Origin of the sequence: Rhodococcus sp. YH3-3, assembly GCF_001653035.1 — a bacterium.
Taxonomy (GTDB): Bacteria; Actinomycetota; Actinomycetes; order Mycobacteriales; family Mycobacteriaceae; genus Rhodococcus_F; species Rhodococcus_F qingshengii.
This window is the reverse complement of sequence record NZ_BCWH01000003.1, coordinates 552,538-571,570: the sequence shown is the minus strand read 5'-3', so window position 1 is coordinate 571,570 and position 19,033 is coordinate 552,538. Positions and strand designations below refer to the sequence as shown.

At 62.0% G+C, this 19,033-nt stretch carries 18 protein-coding genes and 1 pseudogene; 5 read left to right on the top strand and 14 right to left on the bottom strand.

The genetic code is table 11. The features are described 5' to 3' along the window. Positions 1-29 precede the first annotated feature (29 nt). Entirely contained in the window at positions 30-1,079 is a 1,050-nt protein-coding gene (locus YH3_RS27945; RefSeq protein WP_064444507.1) for a biotin/lipoate A/B protein ligase family protein, read from the bottom strand. Between the two features lie 276 nt (positions 1,080-1,355). On the opposite strand from YH3_RS27945, the gene YH3_RS36285 reads away from it, so the two are divergent. Next, the gene (locus YH3_RS36285; RefSeq protein ID WP_003942131.1) at positions 1,356-1,511 is read left to right on the top strand and encodes a hypothetical protein; all 156 of its coding nucleotides are present in this window, start codon (positions 1,356-1,358) and stop codon (positions 1,509-1,511) included. Between the two features lie 19 nt (positions 1,512-1,530). On the opposite strand, the gene YH3_RS27940 is transcribed toward YH3_RS36285, so the two are convergent. From YH3_RS27940 to YH3_RS27930, 3 genes are all read right to left on the bottom strand, one after another. Next, positions 1,531-2,346 carry a MerR family transcriptional regulator gene (locus tag YH3_RS27940; protein ID WP_051720812.1) on the bottom strand — a complete coding sequence of 272 codons (816 nt, stop codon included), beginning with the start codon at positions 2,344-2,346 and terminating at the stop codon, positions 1,531-1,533. 52 nt (positions 2,347-2,398) lie between these two features. Beyond that, complete coding sequence (locus YH3_RS27935; protein WP_039973461.1) at positions 2,399-2,905, bottom strand: glyoxalase/bleomycin resistance/dioxygenase family protein; 507 nt, start codon at positions 2,903-2,905, stop codon at positions 2,399-2,401. Between the two features lie 71 nt (positions 2,906-2,976). Next, complete coding sequence (locus YH3_RS27930) at positions 2,977-4,158, bottom strand: GDSL-type esterase/lipase family protein (RefSeq protein WP_064444506.1); 1,182 nt, start codon at positions 4,156-4,158, stop codon at positions 2,977-2,979. A 108-nt stretch (positions 4,159-4,266) separates the two neighbouring features. Here YH3_RS27930 and YH3_RS27925 point away from each other — a divergent pair, with 108 nt between their 5' ends. Next, positions 4,267-4,842: a TetR/AcrR family transcriptional regulator gene (locus tag YH3_RS27925; protein ID WP_064444505.1), complete on the top strand. Its 576-nt coding sequence runs from the start codon at positions 4,267-4,269 to the stop codon at positions 4,840-4,842. Between the two features lie 174 nt (positions 4,843-5,016). On the opposite strand, the pseudogene YH3_RS27920 reads toward YH3_RS27925, so the two are convergent. The 5 genes and pseudogenes from YH3_RS27920 to YH3_RS27905 all read right to left on the bottom strand — a co-directional run. Further along, a pseudogene (locus YH3_RS27920) lies at positions 5,017-5,616 on the bottom strand (tyrosine-protein phosphatase); the annotation flags it as partial. Beyond that, complete coding sequence (locus tag YH3_RS36905) at positions 5,609-5,890, bottom strand: hypothetical protein (RefSeq protein ID WP_238592715.1); 282 nt, start codon at positions 5,888-5,890, stop codon at positions 5,609-5,611. The pseudogene YH3_RS27920 and the gene YH3_RS36905, both read right to left, overlap by 8 nt. Positions 5,891-6,209: 319 nt before the next feature. Then, positions 6,210-7,799 carry an amidohydrolase gene (locus YH3_RS27915; RefSeq protein WP_064112759.1) on the bottom strand — a complete coding sequence of 530 codons (1,590 nt, stop codon included), beginning with the start codon at positions 7,797-7,799 and terminating at the stop codon, positions 6,210-6,212. After that, the gene (locus YH3_RS27910; protein WP_030535588.1) at positions 7,796-9,292 is read right to left on the bottom strand and encodes a sodium:solute symporter; all 1,497 of its coding nucleotides are present in this window, start codon (positions 9,290-9,292) and stop codon (positions 7,796-7,798) included. The genes YH3_RS27915 and YH3_RS27910 overlap by 4 nt, the downstream gene beginning before the upstream one ends. Next, on the bottom strand, positions 9,289-9,546 hold the full coding sequence (locus YH3_RS27905; RefSeq protein ID WP_019748101.1) for a DUF3311 domain-containing protein: 258 nt from the start codon (positions 9,544-9,546) through the stop codon (positions 9,289-9,291). The genes YH3_RS27910 and YH3_RS27905 overlap by 4 nt, the downstream gene beginning before the upstream one ends. Before the next feature lie 196 nt (positions 9,547-9,742). Here YH3_RS27905 and YH3_RS27900 point away from each other — a divergent pair, with 196 nt between their 5' ends. After that, on the top strand, positions 9,743-10,909 hold the full coding sequence (locus YH3_RS27900; protein ID WP_007735099.1) for a CdaR family transcriptional regulator: 1,167 nt from the start codon (positions 9,743-9,745) through the stop codon (positions 10,907-10,909). A 51-nt stretch (positions 10,910-10,960) separates the two neighbouring features. On the opposite strand, the gene YH3_RS27895 is transcribed toward YH3_RS27900, so the two are convergent. Continuing rightward, entirely contained in the window at positions 10,961-11,881 is a 921-nt protein-coding gene (locus YH3_RS27895) for an alpha/beta hydrolase (RefSeq protein WP_064444504.1), read from the bottom strand. A gap of 176 nt (positions 11,882-12,057) precedes the next feature. Here YH3_RS27895 and YH3_RS27890 point away from each other — a divergent pair, with 176 nt between their 5' ends. Beyond that, on the top strand, positions 12,058-13,521 hold the full coding sequence (locus tag YH3_RS27890; RefSeq protein WP_064444503.1) for a glycoside hydrolase family 5 protein: 1,464 nt from the start codon (positions 12,058-12,060) through the stop codon (positions 13,519-13,521). Positions 13,522-13,572: 51 nt separating this feature from the next. Here YH3_RS27890 and YH3_RS27885 read toward each other — a convergent pair whose 3' ends face one another. Further along, positions 13,573-14,235: a GAP family protein gene (locus YH3_RS27885; protein ID WP_042922581.1), complete on the bottom strand. Its 663-nt coding sequence runs from the start codon at positions 14,233-14,235 to the stop codon at positions 13,573-13,575. A 312-nt stretch (positions 14,236-14,547) separates the two neighbouring features. Next, on the bottom strand, positions 14,548-15,057 hold the full coding sequence (locus tag YH3_RS27880; RefSeq protein ID WP_064444502.1) for a hypothetical protein: 510 nt from the start codon (positions 15,055-15,057) through the stop codon (positions 14,548-14,550). On the opposite strand from YH3_RS27880, the gene YH3_RS27870 reads away from it, so the two are divergent. Continuing rightward, positions 15,056-16,218, top strand: a protein-coding gene (locus YH3_RS27870; RefSeq protein WP_154100271.1) for an IS3 family transposase whose coding sequence is annotated in 2 segments (ribosomal slippage) — positions 15,056-15,340 and positions 15,343-16,218 — 1,161 coding nt in all. Because the reading frame shifts where the segments join, the coding sequence is not laid out codon by codon here. The genes YH3_RS27880 and YH3_RS27870 overlap by 2 nt on opposite strands. 1 nt (position 16,219) lies before the next feature. On the opposite strand, the gene YH3_RS27865 is transcribed toward YH3_RS27870, so the two are convergent. Continuing rightward, positions 16,220-17,242 carry a hypothetical protein gene (locus YH3_RS27865; protein ID WP_238592714.1) on the bottom strand — a complete coding sequence of 341 codons (1,023 nt, stop codon included), beginning with the start codon at positions 17,240-17,242 and terminating at the stop codon, positions 16,220-16,222. 103 nt (positions 17,243-17,345) lie between these two features. After that, the gene (locus tag YH3_RS27860) at positions 17,346-19,010 is read right to left on the bottom strand and encodes an alpha/beta-hydrolase family protein (protein ID WP_047271397.1); all 1,665 of its coding nucleotides are present in this window, start codon (positions 19,008-19,010) and stop codon (positions 17,346-17,348) included. Positions 19,011-19,033: the final 23 nt, after the last annotated feature.

Below are 19,033 nucleotides of genomic sequence, written 5' to 3'. Positions count from 1 at the left end.
CGCTCGGGTCTCGTCCCGGTTTCTCGGTTTCACGGGACGCGGTGAGTCCACTCTTCGGTTCTGAACTTCGTGTCCACCAGCTTGCGCGCCTGCTCCAACTCCGAGTCCGTGTAATCGCTGTCGTGGGTGTCGTATTGACCTCGAAAGTGCTGCGCAAACGACTCCAGGATTGCTGCACGCGTCATTCCGGTCTGCGAACGCAGCGGATCGACGCGCTTGGCCGCACTCTTGGTTCCCTTGTCCGACATCTTCTCTCGTCCGATTCGCAACACCTGCGTCATCTTCTCAGCGTCGATGTCGTAGGCCATGGTCACGTGATGGAGCACAGTGCCGGACGCGAATCGCTTCTGAGCGGCGCCGGCGATCTTGCCCTTGTCCGAGGCGATGTCGTTGAGCGGCACATACCGAGCGTTGATACCGACCTCGGCAAGCGCTCCCATGACCCACTGATCGAGAAACGCGTAGGACTGCTCGAAACTCAAACCCTCGACCAATGACGCCGGTACTGCCAACGAGTACGTGATGCAGTTGCCCGGTTCCATGAACATCGCGCCGCCACCGGAGATTCGGCGCACCACCCCGATGCCGTACCGCGCAGCCGCCTCGGAGTCGACCTCGTTACGCACGGACTGGAACGATCCGATCACGACCAAGGGCGAGTCCCAGTCCCAGAAACGCAATGTCGGCGGACGCTCACCCGATGCGACCTCACGCGCGATGACCTCGTCCAGCGCGACGTGCATCGCGGGATCGAGAACCACCGGCGGGATGAGGTCGAAGGTGTGATCCGCCCAGCTCGTGGCGTGGCCGAGTGCGCGCCGGATCGCGATGCCGACCGACTGCGGCGTGAAGCCGATCATCGAGACGGACCCGTCGAGCGCAGTGGAGATGGCATGCGCCAACTGTTCTGCATCCGAGTCGGCGGGCATTCCGCGCAACGCCGCGTTGATGTCGTCGAGCGCGCTGTCGGGCTCGAGGAAGAAGTCCCCCGAGACTGCGACTTCGGACAGCCGACCGTCCGCCACCTCGACGTCGACCGCGACCAGTTTTCCACCAGGAACCTTGTACTCTCCACGCATCCGTCCAGCCTATCCCTGCGGGATTCTCTGCGGTGAGCGCCGTCGAAGATCACACCGCGCGCGCAGTGCGCATCTGTTCGGAAGGCAGGGCGACCAAGTAACCACACCTGTAAGTCGCTGCGGGGCTGCACAATCGCGCGGACGGGACCGTACGTGTCGATCCCTGGCCATATGGCCGAGCAACGGCCCTGCTTCTGCCGACAGGCGAGATGATCTCTGTGGTGGGAGGATTGCCACAACGAGCCAACTCCCTGGCGAGCCACAACGGAGGTAGACATGAAGGTCCCGGCGTTCCACTCGACGGTTCCTTCGGATCTCGACGTCTATCACGACAACGAAAGCTGCATTTTGGCCGCGCGCATCGCAGTGTCCCATCGTGCGCCCGGAGTCGACGGCCGACCGTGGTGCACTGCGTGTGCGTCTTTGGACTGACGAGCGACCACCAGCTCACTCACACCCACGTCGCCGATTCGGGGACAACCCCGTTGGCCCGAGCATTCGCATCGATGACAGCGCGGAGCCACACTGTCAGACCGGTCTCGACCTGCTCGTAGAACGCGGTGAATCCCGGATCGGCCACGTACATCCGTCCCAGACACACCTGCATCGAATGTGTGCAGTCGAAGTAAACCCCGATCGACGCTCGGTGCCGTTCTGCCAGCAAATTCGCCTCGCCGCTTCCCGGTTCGACACCGGATCGGCAGGCCAGCGCCAGATCTTCGTTGAGCGTCTCGACGCAGTCGGCGATCTTCTGCCAATCCTCAGCGGTCCTACCCGCCGACCGTTCCGCGTGCTGCGCCCACTGCGCACTGTCACCCCAACGCTCGTGCGCCTCAGGTCCCCATGACGGCTGCCAGTGTCGGCCGAAGATCGAGACCTGCTCGTGTGCCGGCAACAGCACACCCGACTTCCTGGCATCGATGATGCGATCCAAGGACTCGCCCAGTTCCTCCAAGTCGGCTATCCGTTGCCGCAACTCGGCGCGCTGCCCACGCAGCGTCTCGTCCACGTGGGCTGCGGGCGCATCGAGCAATATCCCGATCTCGTCGAGCGACAAACCCACGTCACGGTAGACAAGCACCCGGCCGATGCGGCCGAGGTCCGCGTCGGTGTACAGCCGGTAGCCCCCGTCACTGCGCCCGGACGGGCGCACCAAACCGATTGCGTCCCAATGATGAAGGGTACGTACGGTTATGCCTAGTCGTGATGCGGCAGCACCGACAGTGAGAGCACTGTCTGCCTCGTCTCCGAAGAGTTGGTCCGTCACGTGATCCAGTCTGACAGACGCGGTTCGGGAGGCCACAGCGTCAGACCTCGGTTCAGTCGTCGGGTCCGTCAATTCCCATGCCTCGCAGATGCTCGGCCTCGGCACTGTTCGGGTCGTACGGACGAGCGGCCGTCATGATCACGCGCGCGTTCTCCGGTGTCACAATCTCCAACTCCAGTGAATTCCACGGCTTCAGATGTGGACCGCTGGTGCATCCGGGCCGCAATTCCTCACACGCCTGTGCTATCTGGTCCATCTGACTCAGCACACACGCAAAGCTCACACTGACGGACGGTGGTGAATCTGCACATTCGCCGGGCACGAGCAGAACGTCTTGAAATGCCCAGCGTCGCAGGTGCGTCAGTCGATCCGGTACCGAAAAGAGGTCGAAGAAACCGAGCCCACGGATCCAGAAGTCGGCAGATTCGGCCAGATCCGATGTCGGAACCGACACGAACATGGGCATTCCGTAGAGACCTCGGAACTGTTCCGGAGGCACGGCGTCTATAGCGGGGACAGGGACGGGGCTGATGTCGAATGCTGGGTAAGTATCGGTCATGAAGTCATCGTGAGCCCTCACGCTACGTCAGGGTCAAATCGTGTGAAATCCGATCGAATCAGATTGCGCGATCACACCGTGCGTGCGAATGCGCCGTCGTCTGCGAATACCCGTTGGGCAAAGCGTTCGCCGATGAGACGGTGCGTCGCAGCGTCCGGATGGAGCTGATCGGGAAGCGGCAACTCTTCGTTCTCGGCCGCACCATAGAGATCGCACCCGTCGACGTAATGCAGATTAAGATCATCCGCCGATCGCTGGGTTACGATGCGCGCCAACTCTTCCCGAATAGAGCGCAGCGTCAGCTTTCCGGCTGCGCGCTCGGCGGGATCGCCGGTAGCAACGAATCGCATTTCGCCTCTGGCAAGCGCGTCGAAATCGAATGCACCAGGTCCAGGCGTGTCTTCGTGAATCGGGCAATAGACAGGCGAGACGACCAGCAGTGGAGCCACTGGATGGCCGTCGCGGACCGTGTCGAGGAAGCCGTGCATTGCCGACGTGAAGGCCCGCAGGCGCATCACGTCGGAGTTGACCAGATTGATGCCCATCTTGATGCTGATGAGGTCGGCAGGAGTGTCTCGCATAGCGCGGGCGACGTACTGGTCCAGCAGAGCGCTGCCGCTGAACCCGAGGTTGATCAGATCCACGCCGCCGAGGGAGGCTGCGAGAGCAGGCCAAGTGCGGGAGGGACTTTCAGCGCCGGAGCCTTGACTGATCGAGCTTCCGTGATGGAGCCACACATCACGCTTCGTGCCGACTGCGAGTTCGAGCGGGGCGTCGGTTCGCAATGCGACAAGTTCGGTGGTTTCGTTGTGCGGCAACCAGATCTCGACGGTCTTGGATCGCGCGGGCAAGTCCGCGAAGCGGATGGTGCTGACGGGTCCGGATTGTCTCTGAGCGGTACCGGTCGCCATGTCGATCGTCACCGTGTTGCCACCCTCAGCGATTGCGTGCCCGGTTGGTTCGCCGTCGACGATCAGGTCGTACACCCCTTGCGGCCTCGGCGGAGCACCGATGTAGATCATTTTCGTGGGCAGAGTGTCGAGTTCGATGGCCGTAGCGCTGGTTCGGAACACCAGCCGCACTCCGGACGGTTGTGATTGCGCCATTGCCATCTGCCCGTCAGCGAATTGCGTGCGAGCTCTGGCAGGCAGACGGTGTGTCAGCACACCGCGTTCGGTCCGCTCGAGCTCGAGGGCTCCGCGCACGATGTCCCCGGAAATTGCGGTAGTAATCCAGCTGCTCTGGCTGTTCATCTCATTCACCTGTAGATAAGTTGCGAAGGTTTTAACTACAGCACACAGTAATTTGCCTATACTATTTAGGCAAGCGGTTTCACTTCTCGACGAACAGGACCAACGGACATGCCTCGCGCAGGACTGACACCCGAACGCCTCGCCGTGGCGGGCGCCGAATTGGCCGACGAGGTGGGCTTCGAGCAGGTGACCGTATCGGCGGTCGCCAGAGCGTTCGACGTCAAGGTCGCAAGCCTGTACTCCCACGTGAAGAGTTCGAACGACCTCAAAACCAGAATCGCGCTGCTTGCCTTGGAAGAGATGGCCGACCAGGCTGCCGACGCCGTGGCCGGTCGGTCCGGCCGCGACGCCTTGACCGCCTTCGCGAACGTGTACCGCAACTACGCGAGGTCACACCCTGGTCGGTACGCCGCGTCACAGATGCGCCTTACCCAGGAGGCCGCGGCCGCGAGCGCGGGCTTCAGACACTCGCAGATGATGCGATCGATTCTGCGCGGGTACAACCTCACCGATCTCGATCAGACCCACGCAGTTCGGTTGCTCGGCAGCGTTTTTCATGGGTACGCCAGCCTCGAGCTGGGTGGATCGTTCAGCCACAGTGCACCGGACAGCGCCGAAAGCTGGGCAAGAATCCTCGAGGCTCTCGATTCGATGCTGACCAATTGGCCAGCGTCGAGTCCATGACCAGGCGTGATTCTTGCGCGCCAAGTTCTTGCGCCACTTGGTGATCGCACACGGCCAAGAAACCTCGGGCCCACCCCAGGAGCGGCGCCACACAATCGCGCGCTCCCGCAACCACAGGTCGCACTGGGACAGAAGAAGGTCCGAGTAGGCAAGAAGCCGGGCGTGGAGCTCCGCTTAGAGGAGAAGCTTGGCGCGCAGAGAGTCGACAGTGCCCTGGTCGACGCCGAGGCCCTCCCGTACGTAAGTATCCATACCGCCGTAGAGCCGGTCCACCTGTGCATACGCCGCATCGAGCCACGACAGGTCCACCGCGTCGTCCCGGCCCAGGTACGTGTTCGACGCCATGAAATCGGCACTGATGAACTCACGCGGGACACCCAGAATGGTCAGCAGGATCGCGGTACCCCAACCGGTGCGGTCCTTCCCTGCACTGCAGTGGTAGACGGTTGCGCCGTCGGAGTTGTTCGCGATCGCAGTCAGCAGGTCACGAAAGGCGACATCGGAACCCCGGTAGTTGACCATGAACGGGTAGCCGATGCTCTGGCCGATGTTCGAGGTTCCCTTGACTGCGCCGTCGATCAACGCGCGACCGAGGGTCAGGGGAACGAACTCGTGGAACGCGATGCCGTGTTCGATACTGACGACGTCGGCGACCTGGTAGGTGACCCCGGCGGGGATCCGATCAGGATCCTCCGCACGTTCGGAGGCGTTGCGCAGGTCGACGTCGAGGGTCAGGTTCGCGGCGGTGAGTTTTGCCAGATCAGTCTCATTGAGCGAGCTGAGCTTGTTGGAACGGAACCCGACCCCCGCCGATGTCGCGGAAGTTCCGCGCCTCGTCGAGCCTGATCTCGGCCGCGGACGGCGGTGGGATCTCCGGCAGCGGCGGTTGCTCCCCGGACGATCCGAACTGACTCGAACCCAATTGCAGGTCGCCGCTCGAGGCGGAGGCGAGTGTGGGGCCTGTCAGGGCCGCACCCATGGCGACCAGCGCAGCGAGGGCGATTCCGAAAGGGCGCGCCCCTCGGCGGCGCGTGTAGACAGTTGTCACCTTCATCCTCTCATTCGCTGTGCGGGATACCCCGCGCCCCGCAAACTCCCGTGCGAGATTACAAGGGTGGCACGCTCCTCGTCCCGACTTTGCTCCAGAAACCGGACATGTGTTCAGGTGCCCGGCCAGCCGCCATCCGGCAGGAAGAAACTCTTGCCCGTCACTGCGTCGCCATCGACCACGCCGGGCCCGTTCGAACGACAGACCGCGGCCGCGGCGGCAGCCGTAACTGCACAGCGCCGAACAACTTCACTGTCGAGCAACTGCACGAATCTCCACCTCGAGCTGGTAACCGTTGGGACGAAATCAATCTCATGCGCTACCTGCCGTCGACCATGACCAGTGCAGGCTGAGGAATGTCGGACGAAGCGTCTGCGAGAGCAGCAAGAGTGCCGTCGAGCGCGACAAGGTCCGCACGACGACCCGGCGCCAAGATCCCCACCCGTCCTTCGTCATGGACCAAGTACGCACTGTCCACAGTCATGGCCTGCACTGCACGCTGCACTCCGATCCGTTGGTGGGCGCCAAGCACGGCACCGCCCATGGTCAGCCGATTCACAGCAGTCCTAATCGTCTGGAGGGGATCCATCGGCGTTATCGGGCAATCCGAGTGCAGCCCGAATTTCAAGCCGATGTCATCGGCGCACGCCAGCGGGTCCAGGTTGCCGGCTCTCTCAGGACCGAGGAAACGGTCACGGTGACGATCGCCCCAATGAAAAACATGGTTGACGAAAAAGCTCACCCCGATCTCGGCATCACGTATCGCCTCGAGATCCGCAGGCCTACTCACCTGGCAGTGCTCGATACGGTGCCGCGCTCGACGTCCGTCACTGCGGTGCGCACTGCGCAGCGCCGCGATGGCGGCGGCTACAGCCGCATCGCCGTTGGCGTGCACCGCGACCTGACCTCCCTCGCGGTGCACCTGGAGAACCATGTCGTCGAGTTGCTCCTGCGGATAGAGCAGATCACCGTGATGGTTCGGGCTGCAGGTATACGGAGTTCGCAAGGCTGCAGACAATCCTTGAATGGACCCATCCGCCCAGAATTTGGCGCCGGCCAGGCGGAAGCGTGACCCTGGGGCCGGTGCAGCCGTGAAAGCGATGTTCCTTTCCTCCAGTTCTGCGATCGCGAGATCACCCCGAAGGAAGCCAACCGTGTGCACGGGCATCTCGCCCATGGTGTCCAGGGCACGATAGGCGGCCAACTCCTGCATGCCCGCCGACAGGCCGACCCCTAGATCGTGGACGGTCGTAATTCCTCGCGAACGCGCCAGTGTCAAGCTACGCAGCAACGCGGTCTGCACCTCTGCCTGTGTCAGGTCTGGTATCGCGCCGCTCAACCGTGCCACGGCGTCGATTTCCCAGGCCATCCCTGTGAGCCTCCCGTCCGCCCCACGCGGAAACTGCGAGTCCCCGGGATCCACCGTCGATTCGTCGATGCCTGCAGTTGCAAGCGCAACAGTGTTTGCCACCGCAAAGTGCCCCGAGATGTGCAGAACGATGATCGGGCGGTCGGTGCAGACTGCGTCGAGGTCATCGCGTGTGAGATGGCGACCTTCTCGAAGTTGTGTGTCGTCGTACCCCCATCCACGTATCCAGCCGTGAGTGGGAGTGGAGTTCCGCAGAGCCCCTTGGATATCCGTGATCGAGGCGCACGGTGGCGTCCGGCAATCAGCCCATCCGTCAGTCAAGCCGGCGTAGGTCGGGTGAATGTGCGACTCGATCAGCCCCGGGATCACAGTTGCGCCGGCGAGATCGAGCCGACGAGTTTCCGGTCCGGCGTACTCCCCCATGTCCTTTCGACTTCCGGTGGCGACAACCAGGCCTCCATCGAGGACGAGCGCCTCTACCTGGGGTGACGCAGCGTCTTGGGTGAGGATTGCATCTGCGGTGAGTAGTGTCCGAGTCATCGGATATCCGCCTTCGTGGTCGGGGCTGCGGGGCAAGGCACTGGTGCCGATCGATTTTCTGCACGGAGGCCCGAAACCGCTTCGACAGGAGGCCACATCACCCGAGTGGCGGACACGAACAACACGTTCAGAACGAGCGCTGCGGCACCGATGTTCATGCCTTTGTCCGCCAACCACATCGATACCGTGCCGTGTGTGTCGAGGTACAGCCAGAGCACCAGCACGTCGCCGAGCACCACGCCCATCGCGAGCGCTGCCGGTCGCAGCTTCCATCCGAAGATCATCGTCGCGAACACCACCACGGCCTGGGTCACCCCGTAATACGCGGTATTCACCAGCGTCAGCAGCAATTGGGGTGCGGCGAGGGTGAGGATCAGCGACAGGCCGAGGTAGGCGACGATGACCCCGCGCACCCACACTCTCTGACGTGATTCGGGTATTCCAGGAACGATGTTTCGCGAGACGATCGAGCCGATTCCCAGCGCCGAGCCACACAGAACAACGATCGCGCACAGTGCCGCACCACCCGCCACCACTCCGGTCAGCCAGTCCGGGAGCACGAGACGGGACAGTTGCAGGAGCACCTCATTGGACTCTGCGCCCTCGAGCTTGTTGGGCAGCAATGAAATTGCGCCGAAGGCAGCAGCGACGAGGAAGGGATACATGAGCATGTACAGCGGGTTGAATCGGGCGACTCGCTTGAGGGTTGCCTCGGACTTCGCCGATAGCACCGCTTGCACGATGAAGGGGAAAACGAAAAAACCGAGTGACTGGAACACGATTGTGGTGAGAACGAAGGTCAGCGACGAACCGGTGACGGTGGATTGCGAGGCCTGCCCGGCCCCATGGGATGCCGCATCGGCAAAGAGCTTCGTGATACCGCCCGATTTGGCCGTGGCGGCCAGTCCGATCAGGATCGCTCCCAACAGCAGAGCTGCGTCCTTGACGTAAGACACGAACGCCGGTGCACGCACACCCGAAAGCAGGAGGAAGAGCAGAGCAAGCGCAGCGCCGACGAAAACCGCCACCGTCGGGTTGATGGTGATGCCAAGTCCGCTCAGTGCGACCTGGAGGCCGGCAAGCTGCAACTGCCCCCAGGGAATGAGGAAGACTACCGAGGCAATCGCGATTGTCAGTTCCAACCCGCGCGACCGAAAGTGCCGCCCGGCCACATCGGGCAGCGTCATCGCGTTATACCGCTTGCCTGCCCGCCAGAGATAGGGCGCAAAGAAGTATCCGATCGGGTAGGCAAGCAAGATGTATCCGATGAACCAGACGCCGTAGCTTGCCCCGTGGGCGTACACACCCCCGGGAAATCCAATGAGCGTGCCGATGCTGTAGGCCTCACCTGCTCCCAGGATGAAAACCAGCACGGGACCGAAAGACCGCCCGCCCACGAGGTAGTCGGAGATCTCTTTTTTGCTTCCACGGCGTGAAAGCACTCCGGCGCCGAGCGCGAGGAGTAGCACGAGCGTAAATGTTGCAGCGATCATGTCGGATCCCCGATCTCGGTCTTGGCCTGAGCCAGTTCGTTTCGTTCCGCTTCCTCGAAGTCCTTGCGGTCAAAGAACTTCCATGCCAAGTGGAGACACAACGAGGTCAGCGGCATCCACAGGAAAAGCCACGCGAACAAAATGGGAAATCCGAGAACAGTCAGTTCGGATCCGGAGAGCGCAACTATCCCGCCCAGCACCCCGACGAACGGAACTCCGATTGCGAGCAAGGCACTCTTCGCCTCGTTGGACATGATTGTGGCTCCTTAGCCGTTGATCGATCCGGAGCAGATGAGGCGAGGGGCGTTTTGCCGTCGAATCGTCGTCCGGTCTAGCGTTGAGTGTGCCTCCCGTCACTATGGCGGGACCATGGGTGAACCCCGGAATCCACGACGCTCGTTCGTGAAATTCACGGGACGCAAGACCAAGCACGCACAAAGGAGTAACCCCGTGGACGTAACCGACGTCGAAGAAGAAGACACGATCCGACGGTTGTGTCGCGAGGTTTCCGACGAGCTCGAAGCGCTCACCGAGCGCGCGGTACAACAGATTCGCAGCGAACTCCCGGCCTACTCCGCGGTACCAGTGGCCGAGCAAGGCAACTACATCCGCAAACAGTTGTCCGCAATGCTGTGTGCCGTCGCCGAGAACGAAACGATCACCACAGAAGACACCGACCGAAACCGCGAACTCGGGCGCCGTCGCGCGATGCAAGGGCTCCCCCTCTCCGATGTCATCGAGACCTATCACATTGCATCTCGTGAGCTCTGGGACACGATGGTCCAGCGGTCCACGAAACCAACACACGAGCTGCTGCAAGCAGGCGGCAAACTTTGGGACCTCGTTCACGCCGCGACGAGCGCAGTCGCAGTCGGACACTCCGAGGCAACGCGCAGCGAGCAGGCCATCCGCGCCGGCGTTCGATACCGATTCTTCGAAACACTGCACAGTGCAACGGATATGGAACTGAGCAACGCCCGAGAGCTGGCACAAACCCTCGGATTCGATACACAGAAATCGTTCCAAGCACTGTCGGCCGTCGAGGACGAATGGTCAGAAGCACAAGTGGAACACCTGCAACGAACCCTGGATTCCGTGCATGTTGTCGCGCATTGCAGTCGACATGGCTCCCGAGTAATCGTGATGTGTCAGGGCGAACCAACCGAAGTCATCCACGCAATCATGCGAGATCATCCACGAACGTCACTAGGTATCGGGATGCCCCGGGTCGGGCTCGTCGGCGCAGCTCAAAGCATCACCGACGCCGAGCGCACATTGCAGTTGGCGACAGCGCCGGGCACGACGGTCAGTTTTGCCGACGAATGGCTCATCGCCACTCTTGCCACCCACCAGGACGAGCTGCTGCCGCTTCTACAGGCCGGGGCATCTGTGGCCGAAGAGCACTCACATCTGATGGACGCCGTCCGCGCCTTCGCGCGAAGCGGGTTCTCTGTCAGCGCCGCCGCCCGTGACATCCACCTACATGCGAACTCTGTCACCTACCGACTCGACCGCTGGCAGCATCTGACTGGATGGGATGCGCGAACCCTCGACGGCCTGATGAAATCCATGGTGAGCCTCGAATTGTTTCATCGTAAAACGCTCGCCAAGATCTGACACCGAACACAGTCCGCTTTTCCTCGGCACACTGAACCGCGCCCGTGCTTGTCACGCGGGGTCGGAGTCGAGTCGATTCCGAAGCCAAGCACCCATATCTAGCGCAGCACGCCGGGCAACAGGCGTTGGATGGTTTGTAAATCCATGCGGGACATCAGGATAGAGACGCAAGTCGACGTCGTTTCCGGCCGCCGACAGTCGCGCCACCATGGCAAGGTTCTCTGCCAGGACCACGTCTTCTGATCCAACGACAACGAGGGTCGGCGGCAGGCCGCTGAGGTCGCCGAATGTCGGAGAAATATCCGGGAGAGTGCGATCATCGACATGGCCGACGTAGGCTTCGATGAAGTATTCGTCGCTGATGGTGCGGCCCGCGGGAGTCTGGGCACTGACGTCGTACGTGCCCGCTTCCAGCACCGCACCCGAAAATGCCTTGGCCAGACCTCGATCACGAAGGCGCAGCAACGTCGTCGTCACCAAGGTTGCTCCCGCCGACATGCCACCGATGGCGAGCCTGGTCGTCCCGAACCGTTCGGCAGCGACCTCAAGCAGCCACAAGGCGACTGCCTCACAATCGTCCGGCGCTGCCGGCCAAGGGAATTCCGGTGCAAGCCGGTAATCGACGGTAACCACTACCACCCCGACCTCGTCGGCAAGTCTCATGCTTCGGGCGTCAGCGTTGGCCGCTGAACTCATGTAGAAACCCCCACCCGGAAGATACAGATAGACCCCGTTGACATCGCCGTCTTTCGGAGTGACTACGCGCACCGAAACGGATCGGCCCTCGATGTCGAGTGTGTGTTCAACAGCCCGGCTCGCCGTGGGATCAACCACCCTGGATGCTCGCACCACAAGCAGTTCCTGCAGGGAACTCGGACCGACACCGGCAGGCCGCGACGCATAGAACGCTCGCGTACTCGCCAAATCGTCACGAGGCATTTGTTCGATCAGATCAGTCAATGCAAGCTTCACCAGGGCTCCCTCGGGTCGAGACTTGTCGACAATGATGACACCTCCAGCAGGAGCACGTGTCCGACGTGTTCTCGGCAACGCGGGGCCGTGACAGGTATGAGCAAACCGCGCCGGAAAGAGGTCTTCTCACGCTAGCCTCGACTCGGAATTGGACGTTTGTCTAGAAAGGTCGATGGATGCGTGCGCTGTTGCTTGCCACCCTCGCAATCCTGGTCCTCCAGATTGCAACTCCGGCGGCGAACGCTGCACCACCGGATCCGGGCTGGACTCTCCCCCAACTGACCGTCGCAGATCGAACGATCAAGGACGTCGACGGACGAACGGTGTTGCTCCGCGGCGTGAACGCCAACGGTCTCAATGACTACGCAACCAACGGCACCGGTCTACCCACCGTTACGCCGCTGGGAAGAACGGACTTCGCGCAGATGGCAGCGCTGGGCTTCAACGTCGTCCGGCTCAACGTCGCGTGGTCCCTCCTGGAACCGACCCGCGGTGCATTCGACACTGCGTACGTCGACCGCGTTCGAGTAGCGGTCGAGGATGCAAAAGACCACGGCATCTACACCGTTCTCGACATGCATCAGGATGCATGGGGCCCGTACGTCGGCACTCCGAGCGACCAGTCGTGCCCGTCATTCATGCGGCCGGGAGTCGGCTGGGACGGCGCACCCGAGTGGGCAACCCTGACCGGCGGATGGACAACCTGCAACATCGGTGGGCTCAGGGAAGCCGCACCCGCGATCGCCCATGCCTTCCAGGCGTTCTACGACGACGAGCAAGGAATCCAGAGTCGCCTCGTCGCGACGTGGGCGCGGTTGGCTGCCGAGTTCAAAGACGAACCAGCTGTAGCCGGATACGACCTGTTGAACGAACCGAACCCCGGCCTGCGCGATCCATTCACGGCAGCTGATCAGATCGGGCAGTTCTACAAGCGGGCCACCGACGCCATCAGACAGGCCGAAGCAGGAGGATTTCCACACCTCGTGTTCTTCGAGCCCAGCGCGATCTGGTCGGCTTTCGGCCTCGACGCGCTGCCTCCACGCCATTACCTGACCGATCCCCTGGTGGTCTTCTCGCCCCATCTCTACAGCGAATCGATAACGGTCAGTAGCGAATTTCCCGGAATCGAAGACGGATTCAAGATCGCCGACCTCGCTGCCGCCTGGTACGACGCACCGTTGTGGACGGGTGAATGGGGTTGGTTCGGCGACGCCGACGAGCAGAGAGCAGACGTCGACCGCTTCGTCGATGCCACCGACAGGTACCGGATGGGCGGCGCGTGGTGGTCGTGGACACAAGCGTGCGGTGACCCCCACCCGGTTCGCGACGGCAATACCCACCAGCCGCAGGGAAATCTGAATCGCATCGACTGCCCGTCCGGTGAATCACTCGGGCTCGTAGAGGGATTCGCCGCGCCACTCTCGCGAGCGTATCCGCGGGCAGCGCCCGGCTCGCTGACGGAGGTATCGCGTGACGGGTTTGACGGGAGCGGCACCGGACGGGTCGAGGCCTGGTACCCCGGCACCGACCGGCCACAGCTCGAGACCACGAATCTCTCCGACGTCCGACTGTCCCCGATCGAGGGCGGATGGCAACTGATCGGTCACGCCGACGGCGACTACGCGGTCAAGCGCGCCTGATCGAACGATCATCCGGGAATCGCGCGTTCACACCACGCGAAAGAGCGGGTATCAGAAGATTCCGCCAATTCCCTTGCCGATCAGAACAACTCCGACGACCAAGATCAACACACTCATCACCGTGGTGTTGTTGTCCTCGAGCCAGACTTTGAGATTGGCCAATGGCTTTCGCAGGCGATCAGCAGCCACCAGGTATCCGATGACCGGGATCGCGACAGTTGAACTGGCGATGACCGTGAATACGAGAATCGAGGTGATCGCTCCGCTGGTCGCCAACGACGCCGAGCCGATCGACACTCCGGCCGCGATGCACATGAGCAGGTTCTTCGGGTTGATCGCGGCGAGCGCGAATCCAAGGCCCAATCCCTTGACCGCGGTCATCTCGTCGACGGCTTGCATCCACTTCGGTGTTTCGTGCTCGCCGCTGCGCCCCCGCCACTGCTTGACCCCGACGGCCAACAGAAGGACACCGAGAGCTAGTTTGATCCACGAAACCGTGGCGGACGGTCCGTCGTCTGACGTGCTGACGGCACTGGACAAGATGACGAAAAGAACTGTAGCGATGAAGATTCCGAGTAACCAGCCCACCGCGAACCCGGCGCTGGTGCTACCCGCTCGCTTGGAGAGCAACATCAAGATAGTGGCGATGACGGCCACCGGCGACACGGCGACACCGACGGCCAATGGGAGAAGTTCTCCGACAACGGAACCCATGTCAAAACTCATTTCTGATTGCGGCAAGCAGGATAGGCAGTAGGCGAGAAAAGCCGCCCCTGTCCGCCACGACGGACAACAGAGCACAGCCGATACCGCTGCGCGACAATGCTGACACTGCGAGCGCCTGCGTAGTTCATGCCTCATTCGAAAGGGATGAGTGCCTGAACCGCAGGCCTCGATTCCCCACCGAAGATCGCGAAAGACTTGGCCAACGGTGTGTCGGCTGCGCTCGCAGCAGAGCGCAGCCGACATCATCGAGGAGGATCACCAGACACAATCTCGAGTAGTGACCTCACGCGTAGGGACGGGTTACTTCGCGCAGCCACTGCCCTCGAACGCGAGCTTGGACGTATATTGCCCGTCCGGCAAATACTCTCCCATCACTGCCTTCTCGTCACCGGGCGTCTTGGTGTCGTGTGCAGCGTGGCTGAAGTCCTTGGCCGGCAGCATGTTCCGCATGATCAAGAGGGAATCGTCGGGATGCCCTGCGCCGTCACCGGCCGGCGAGAGCGAAAGCCATGACACCCCACATTCCTTCGTAGCGTTTGCGGGTCGGTCTTCAGGGAGCGACGCGACAATCGTGTAGCGACCATCCGCATCAGTGGCCATCTGCTCGTCGAACAGACACGTCGCTACCTTCGTCGTTGCCAGCGATTCATTGCTGCACATCGACCAGAACCGCATGTCGACTGCGCTGTCGAGATTCTTTGCGCCGCCTGTCGTCTTCGGAGTCCTCGGCAACTCTCCCGGGTCTGCTGCACGGATAGGTGACATCTGATCTGTGGTGCCGAGAGGTGCCGCTGGAAGGATGTGCACCATGCCGAAGCCCTATCCCCGAGAGTTCCGTGAGGACGTTGTTCGGGTTGCCCGCAGTCGCGAGCCCGGAATGCTGTTGAAGCAGATCGCCGCCGACTTCGGGATCAGTGAATCCTGCCTGACGGGTTGGCTGAAAGTGGCCGATATCGAGGACGGAATCAAATCAGGAACTACCGGTGAGGACGTGGTCGAGAACCGGGAACTGCGCAAGCGAATCCGGTTGCTCGAGCAGGAGAACGAAGTCTTGCGCCGTGCTGCCGCCTATCTTTCCCAGGCGAACCTGCCGGGAAAATGATGTACCCGCTCGTTCGTGAGCTGGCCGAGGACGGCATTCCCGTCACGGTGACGTGCCGGGTACTCGAGATCGCTCGCCAGCCCTACTACCGGTGGCTGGCTGACCCGGTGACCGATGCCGACCTCGCGGAGGCCTACCGGGCGAACGCTCTGTTCAGGGCCCATAAGGACGACCCGGAGTTCGGCTACCGGTTCCTGTTCTACGAGGCTCGCGACGTCGGCCAGGTGATGGCCGAGCGCACAGCGTGGCGGATCTGCTCGAACAACGGCTGGGGGAGGGGGTTCGGCAAGAAACGCGGAAAAGCCAAGCGCCCGGGGCCTGCGGTCCACGACGACCACGTCCAACGCAACTTCACCGCCGATGCTGCGAATCAGCTGTGGTTGGGCGACATCACAGAGCATTGGACGAGCGAAGGCAAGCTCTACATGTGCGCGTTCAAAGACGTATTCTCCAACCGGATCGTTGGCTACTCCATCAGCGATCGGATGAAGTCCCGGCTCGCGGTCGATGCGCTCGACAACGCCGTCGCCCGCCGAGATTTCGTCGCAGGCTGCGTGGTCCACACCGACAGAGGATCGCAATTTCAATCAAAAAAATTCGTCCGCGCTCTGAGCCGCCATCACATGGTCGGCTCGATGGGCCGCGTCGCTGCGGCCGGCGACAATGCCGCCATGGAGAGCTTCTTCTCTCTACTGCAAAAGAACGTCCTGGACCGCCGCCCCTGGCGCACCCGTGACGATCTCAGGATCGCGATCGTCACCTGGATCGAAAAGACCTACCACCGCCGACGCCGCCAAGTCGGACTCGGCCGATTGACCCCCATAGAATACGAGACCATCATGACCACACCAGCCACTCAGGCTGCGTGACTCAACCTGTCACCTGATCGTGCAGCAGACCCCCCCGAAGTACTAGAACTTCGCCGAACCCACGGTTGACTTCGGCGGTGACGTAGCTGTTGTCGATGTTGGAGTACTGCCCGCCCACCCGCTGGGGTGTGCCATCGCATTTGCCGAGATAGGTACAGCCGAGCGTGAACTCGGCGCTGTAGTACGCCCGCCAGACTGGTGTCTGCTCGGAAGGGAATGTCGCAGGCTTGCCCGGTTGGTCACGCAATGCCTTGTACGTGTCCAGCGACAGCGAAGCCGGCTTCAAGATTCCGTTGTCCGCACCGACCGCTGAACACAGATCCTGCCCGCGCAACACCTGACCACCGGAAAGGTGCAGCTCTGGCTCCGGCAGTCCAACGCCGCCGGTGAGATCACGCCCGTTGTCCGGCAGGTAGATGCGATAAAGCAGGCTTATCCGGTCCTGACCTGGCACACCGGCATACAAGGTGTTGGGTTTCGGCTCAACAGGCGAGGCCTCGTTGAGGACGGAAGCCGTGTACGACCTGGCACTTTCGTTCGATCGATCGGCACCGGGAAGATAGGTGTTGCGCGAACCTGCGTCGGGAGCTGTCGAAATGTCATTGAGGACGGCGGTCGGCATCGCGGTTGCTGCGTTGTACGAGTTCAACGACTGATAGCGCGCATGCGCATACTGCCCTCGGATAACCAACTCGGCGTTCTCGGGGATTGTGAACTGCGCAGCCCAGTAAATCGCCGCAGTGTCAGGAAAGGCGTAGTTGAGCTGTGGGTCCGCGCGCTCGGGATTGATCGGCACGGACCAGAAGCAGGTCGACACCGGATGCTCGACGTCCGGTCCGCCGGATCCGAAATCGACAGAACCAGATTCGGATCCGCTAGCCGAACCGGTTCCTGATCCGGATCCGCTCGACGAACCGAAATCGACAGATCCGACCGCCGGCGCGGCAACCGCGGACCCAGCCCCGGCAAATACAGTGATCGCGCTCAGCGCCACCGCAGCTACGAGTGTTCTTGATGAATGCATCGCGCTCCTTGTTAGATAGCTGACAAACAGTGATAGAACGATCTAGAGCGAGTACTCCCGGTCCAACGACGAGAGACCGTCACGAGGTCCGCACTCCGCACTACTACTTGGTGGGTTGAAAGTCGTTCGTCAGAGCGCCGCGAATCGCGTCGGTGTCCGACTGAGACCAGTTGTCGGGGTGCAGGATCCGCGCCCACATGTCCGCCGCCTCGGCACCGTAGTTGTGCCCGTGACCTGGCGGAACGTCCGCCGAGAAGACCATGTCGAGTGTCACCTGCCAGAATGTCACGAACGGTATCCACGTCATTCCCGGATCGACATCACGGCCGAGAGGCTCGGCAAGCCAGTCCGGCTTGTTCAGAAGCAGGTCGAAAGACCACCAGACAATTGGGTCGCTGGCGTGCTGCCAGTACATGACGCGTGAGTCGTTCCACGGCGCATCCAGTTCGAGATCCTCCGGATAGGCAGCGAAACGAATCGACTGCCCGTCGTCGATCACCGGCACGGCTTCCCGTGAGCCGGAGTCACGACTGCTGGTGATCTCCTGCCATTGAGCGGTGAAGTTCGGAGTCCCCGACCACAACGCCCCATCCACCCGCGTCGCCATGTCCTGTGCTCCCGCGAACGCGGCCTGTCCCCCGTACGATCCGAGGCTCTCGCCGAAAACGACAAGCTTGGGGCGCTTGTCGAGCGGCAGATCGATCCACTTCGCATAGACAGAGTTGAACAGCGCCCGGCCTGCGGCCATCGGGGTTTCGCGATCGGCGATGAATGCCAAAGGGCTGGGAAGGAACGAGTACTGCATCGCCGCGATGGCGGTGTCGCCGCCCTGGACGTATTCGAAAGCGGACGCCACGTCGTCGTTCACCCAGCCGCGGCCGGTGGTGGTCACTACTGCCAGGACGGCACGGTCGAAGCCGCCGGTGCGCTCGAGTTCGTTGACGACCCGCTGCGCGACACCGTCGACGGAATCCGACGACTCACGGCCGGCGTACACGCGGATGGGTTGCTTCGCGTCCCGGCCGGTCAGCGCGGAAATCTGCACCGCAGACGGCCCGCTACCCATGAAAGTGCGACCCTCCTTGCCCAGCGAATCCCATGCCTCGGCAGACATGGGTGAACCACTGCGTTCGGCGATCAGAGGCTGGTCGATACCATCGGGCGTGTCGTTGTCCGCGCCGGAGAAACTCCAGTTCGCAAAAGCGATGAGCCCGTTGTAGAGGGCACCGTTGACGACGAAGATCGCCAACGCGAAGACGACGACCAAGCTCGCGACTTTCGCTGCTTCCTTGGGAACAAACCGCAGAGCAACGGCAGCGAGCCCTCTGGTGAGATACCGCAGACCACGACCCACCTCCAACAAGGTCAACCACACCACCAGCGAAATCAGCAGCACCAGAAGATAGTTCGCCCGGTTCACGCGAGGCGCCTCGACCAGATCACGGACGATCTGCTGCCACCACGAACCCAAGATCAGAAACAGAGGCACCAATATCACTGCCAGTACGGCGAGTACGGCCCAACCGATCCGCTTGGTCCGGTCCGACCATCTCGGTTCGACTCCGCATTTGCGGATCATCCACGCCACGCTCACACCGATGCCGTACCCGGTGGCGACGGAAATACCGGTTGCCACGCCCTGCAGGTACCACGCGCGCGGTAAGAGGGACGGGCTCATCGAGAGGACGAAAAACACCAGACCGAACGACAACCCGACCGAGTGCAGCGTCTTGCCGTAGCGCCGCACACCTTCCCACACACGTTTCATGCCCGAATCGTAAGTGCGCCAGA

Bases quoted from the DNA above. Each gene is read 5' to 3' on its own strand.
- YH3_RS36285 (WP_003942131.1), top strand. From the start codon at position 1,356: ATGAAGGTCCCGGCGTTCCACTCGACGGTTCCTTCGGATCTCGACGTC.
- YH3_RS27930 (WP_064444506.1), bottom strand. From the start codon at position 4,158: ATGAACAGCCAGAGCAGCTGGATTACTACCGCAATTTCCGGGGACATC.
- YH3_RS27945 (WP_064444507.1), bottom strand. From the start codon at position 1,079: ATGCGTGGAGAGTACAAGGTTCCTGGTGGAAAACTGGTCGCGGTCGAC.
- YH3_RS27885 (WP_042922581.1), bottom strand. From the start codon at position 14,235: ATGGGTTCCGTTGTCGGAGAACTTCTCCCATTGGCCGTCGGTGTCGCC.
- YH3_RS27935 (WP_039973461.1), bottom strand. From the start codon at position 2,905: ATGACCGATACTTACCCAGCATTCGACATCAGCCCCGTCCCTGTCCCC.
- YH3_RS27910 (WP_030535588.1), bottom strand. From the start codon at position 9,292: ATGATCGCTGCAACATTTACGCTCGTGCTACTCCTCGCGCTCGGCGCC.
- YH3_RS27925 (WP_064444505.1), top strand. From the start codon at position 4,267: ATGCCTCGCGCAGGACTGACACCCGAACGCCTCGCCGTGGCGGGCGCC.
- YH3_RS27890 (WP_064444503.1), top strand. From the start codon at position 12,058: ATGCGTGCGCTGTTGCTTGCCACCCTCGCAATCCTGGTCCTCCAGATT.
- YH3_RS27865 (WP_238592714.1), bottom strand. From the start codon at position 17,242: ATGCATTCATCAAGAACACTCGTAGCTGCGGTGGCGCTGAGCGCGATC.
- YH3_RS27860 (WP_047271397.1), bottom strand. From the start codon at position 19,010: ATGAAACGTGTGTGGGAAGGTGTGCGGCGCTACGGCAAGACGCTGCAC.
- YH3_RS27880 (WP_064444502.1), bottom strand. From the start codon at position 15,057: ATGGTGCACATCCTTCCAGCGGCACCTCTCGGCACCACAGATCAGATG.
- YH3_RS27915 (WP_064112759.1), bottom strand. From the start codon at position 7,799: ATGACTCGGACACTACTCACCGCAGATGCAATCCTCACCCAAGACGCT.
- YH3_RS27905 (WP_019748101.1), bottom strand. From the start codon at position 9,546: ATGTCCAACGAGGCGAAGAGTGCCTTGCTCGCAATCGGAGTTCCGTTC.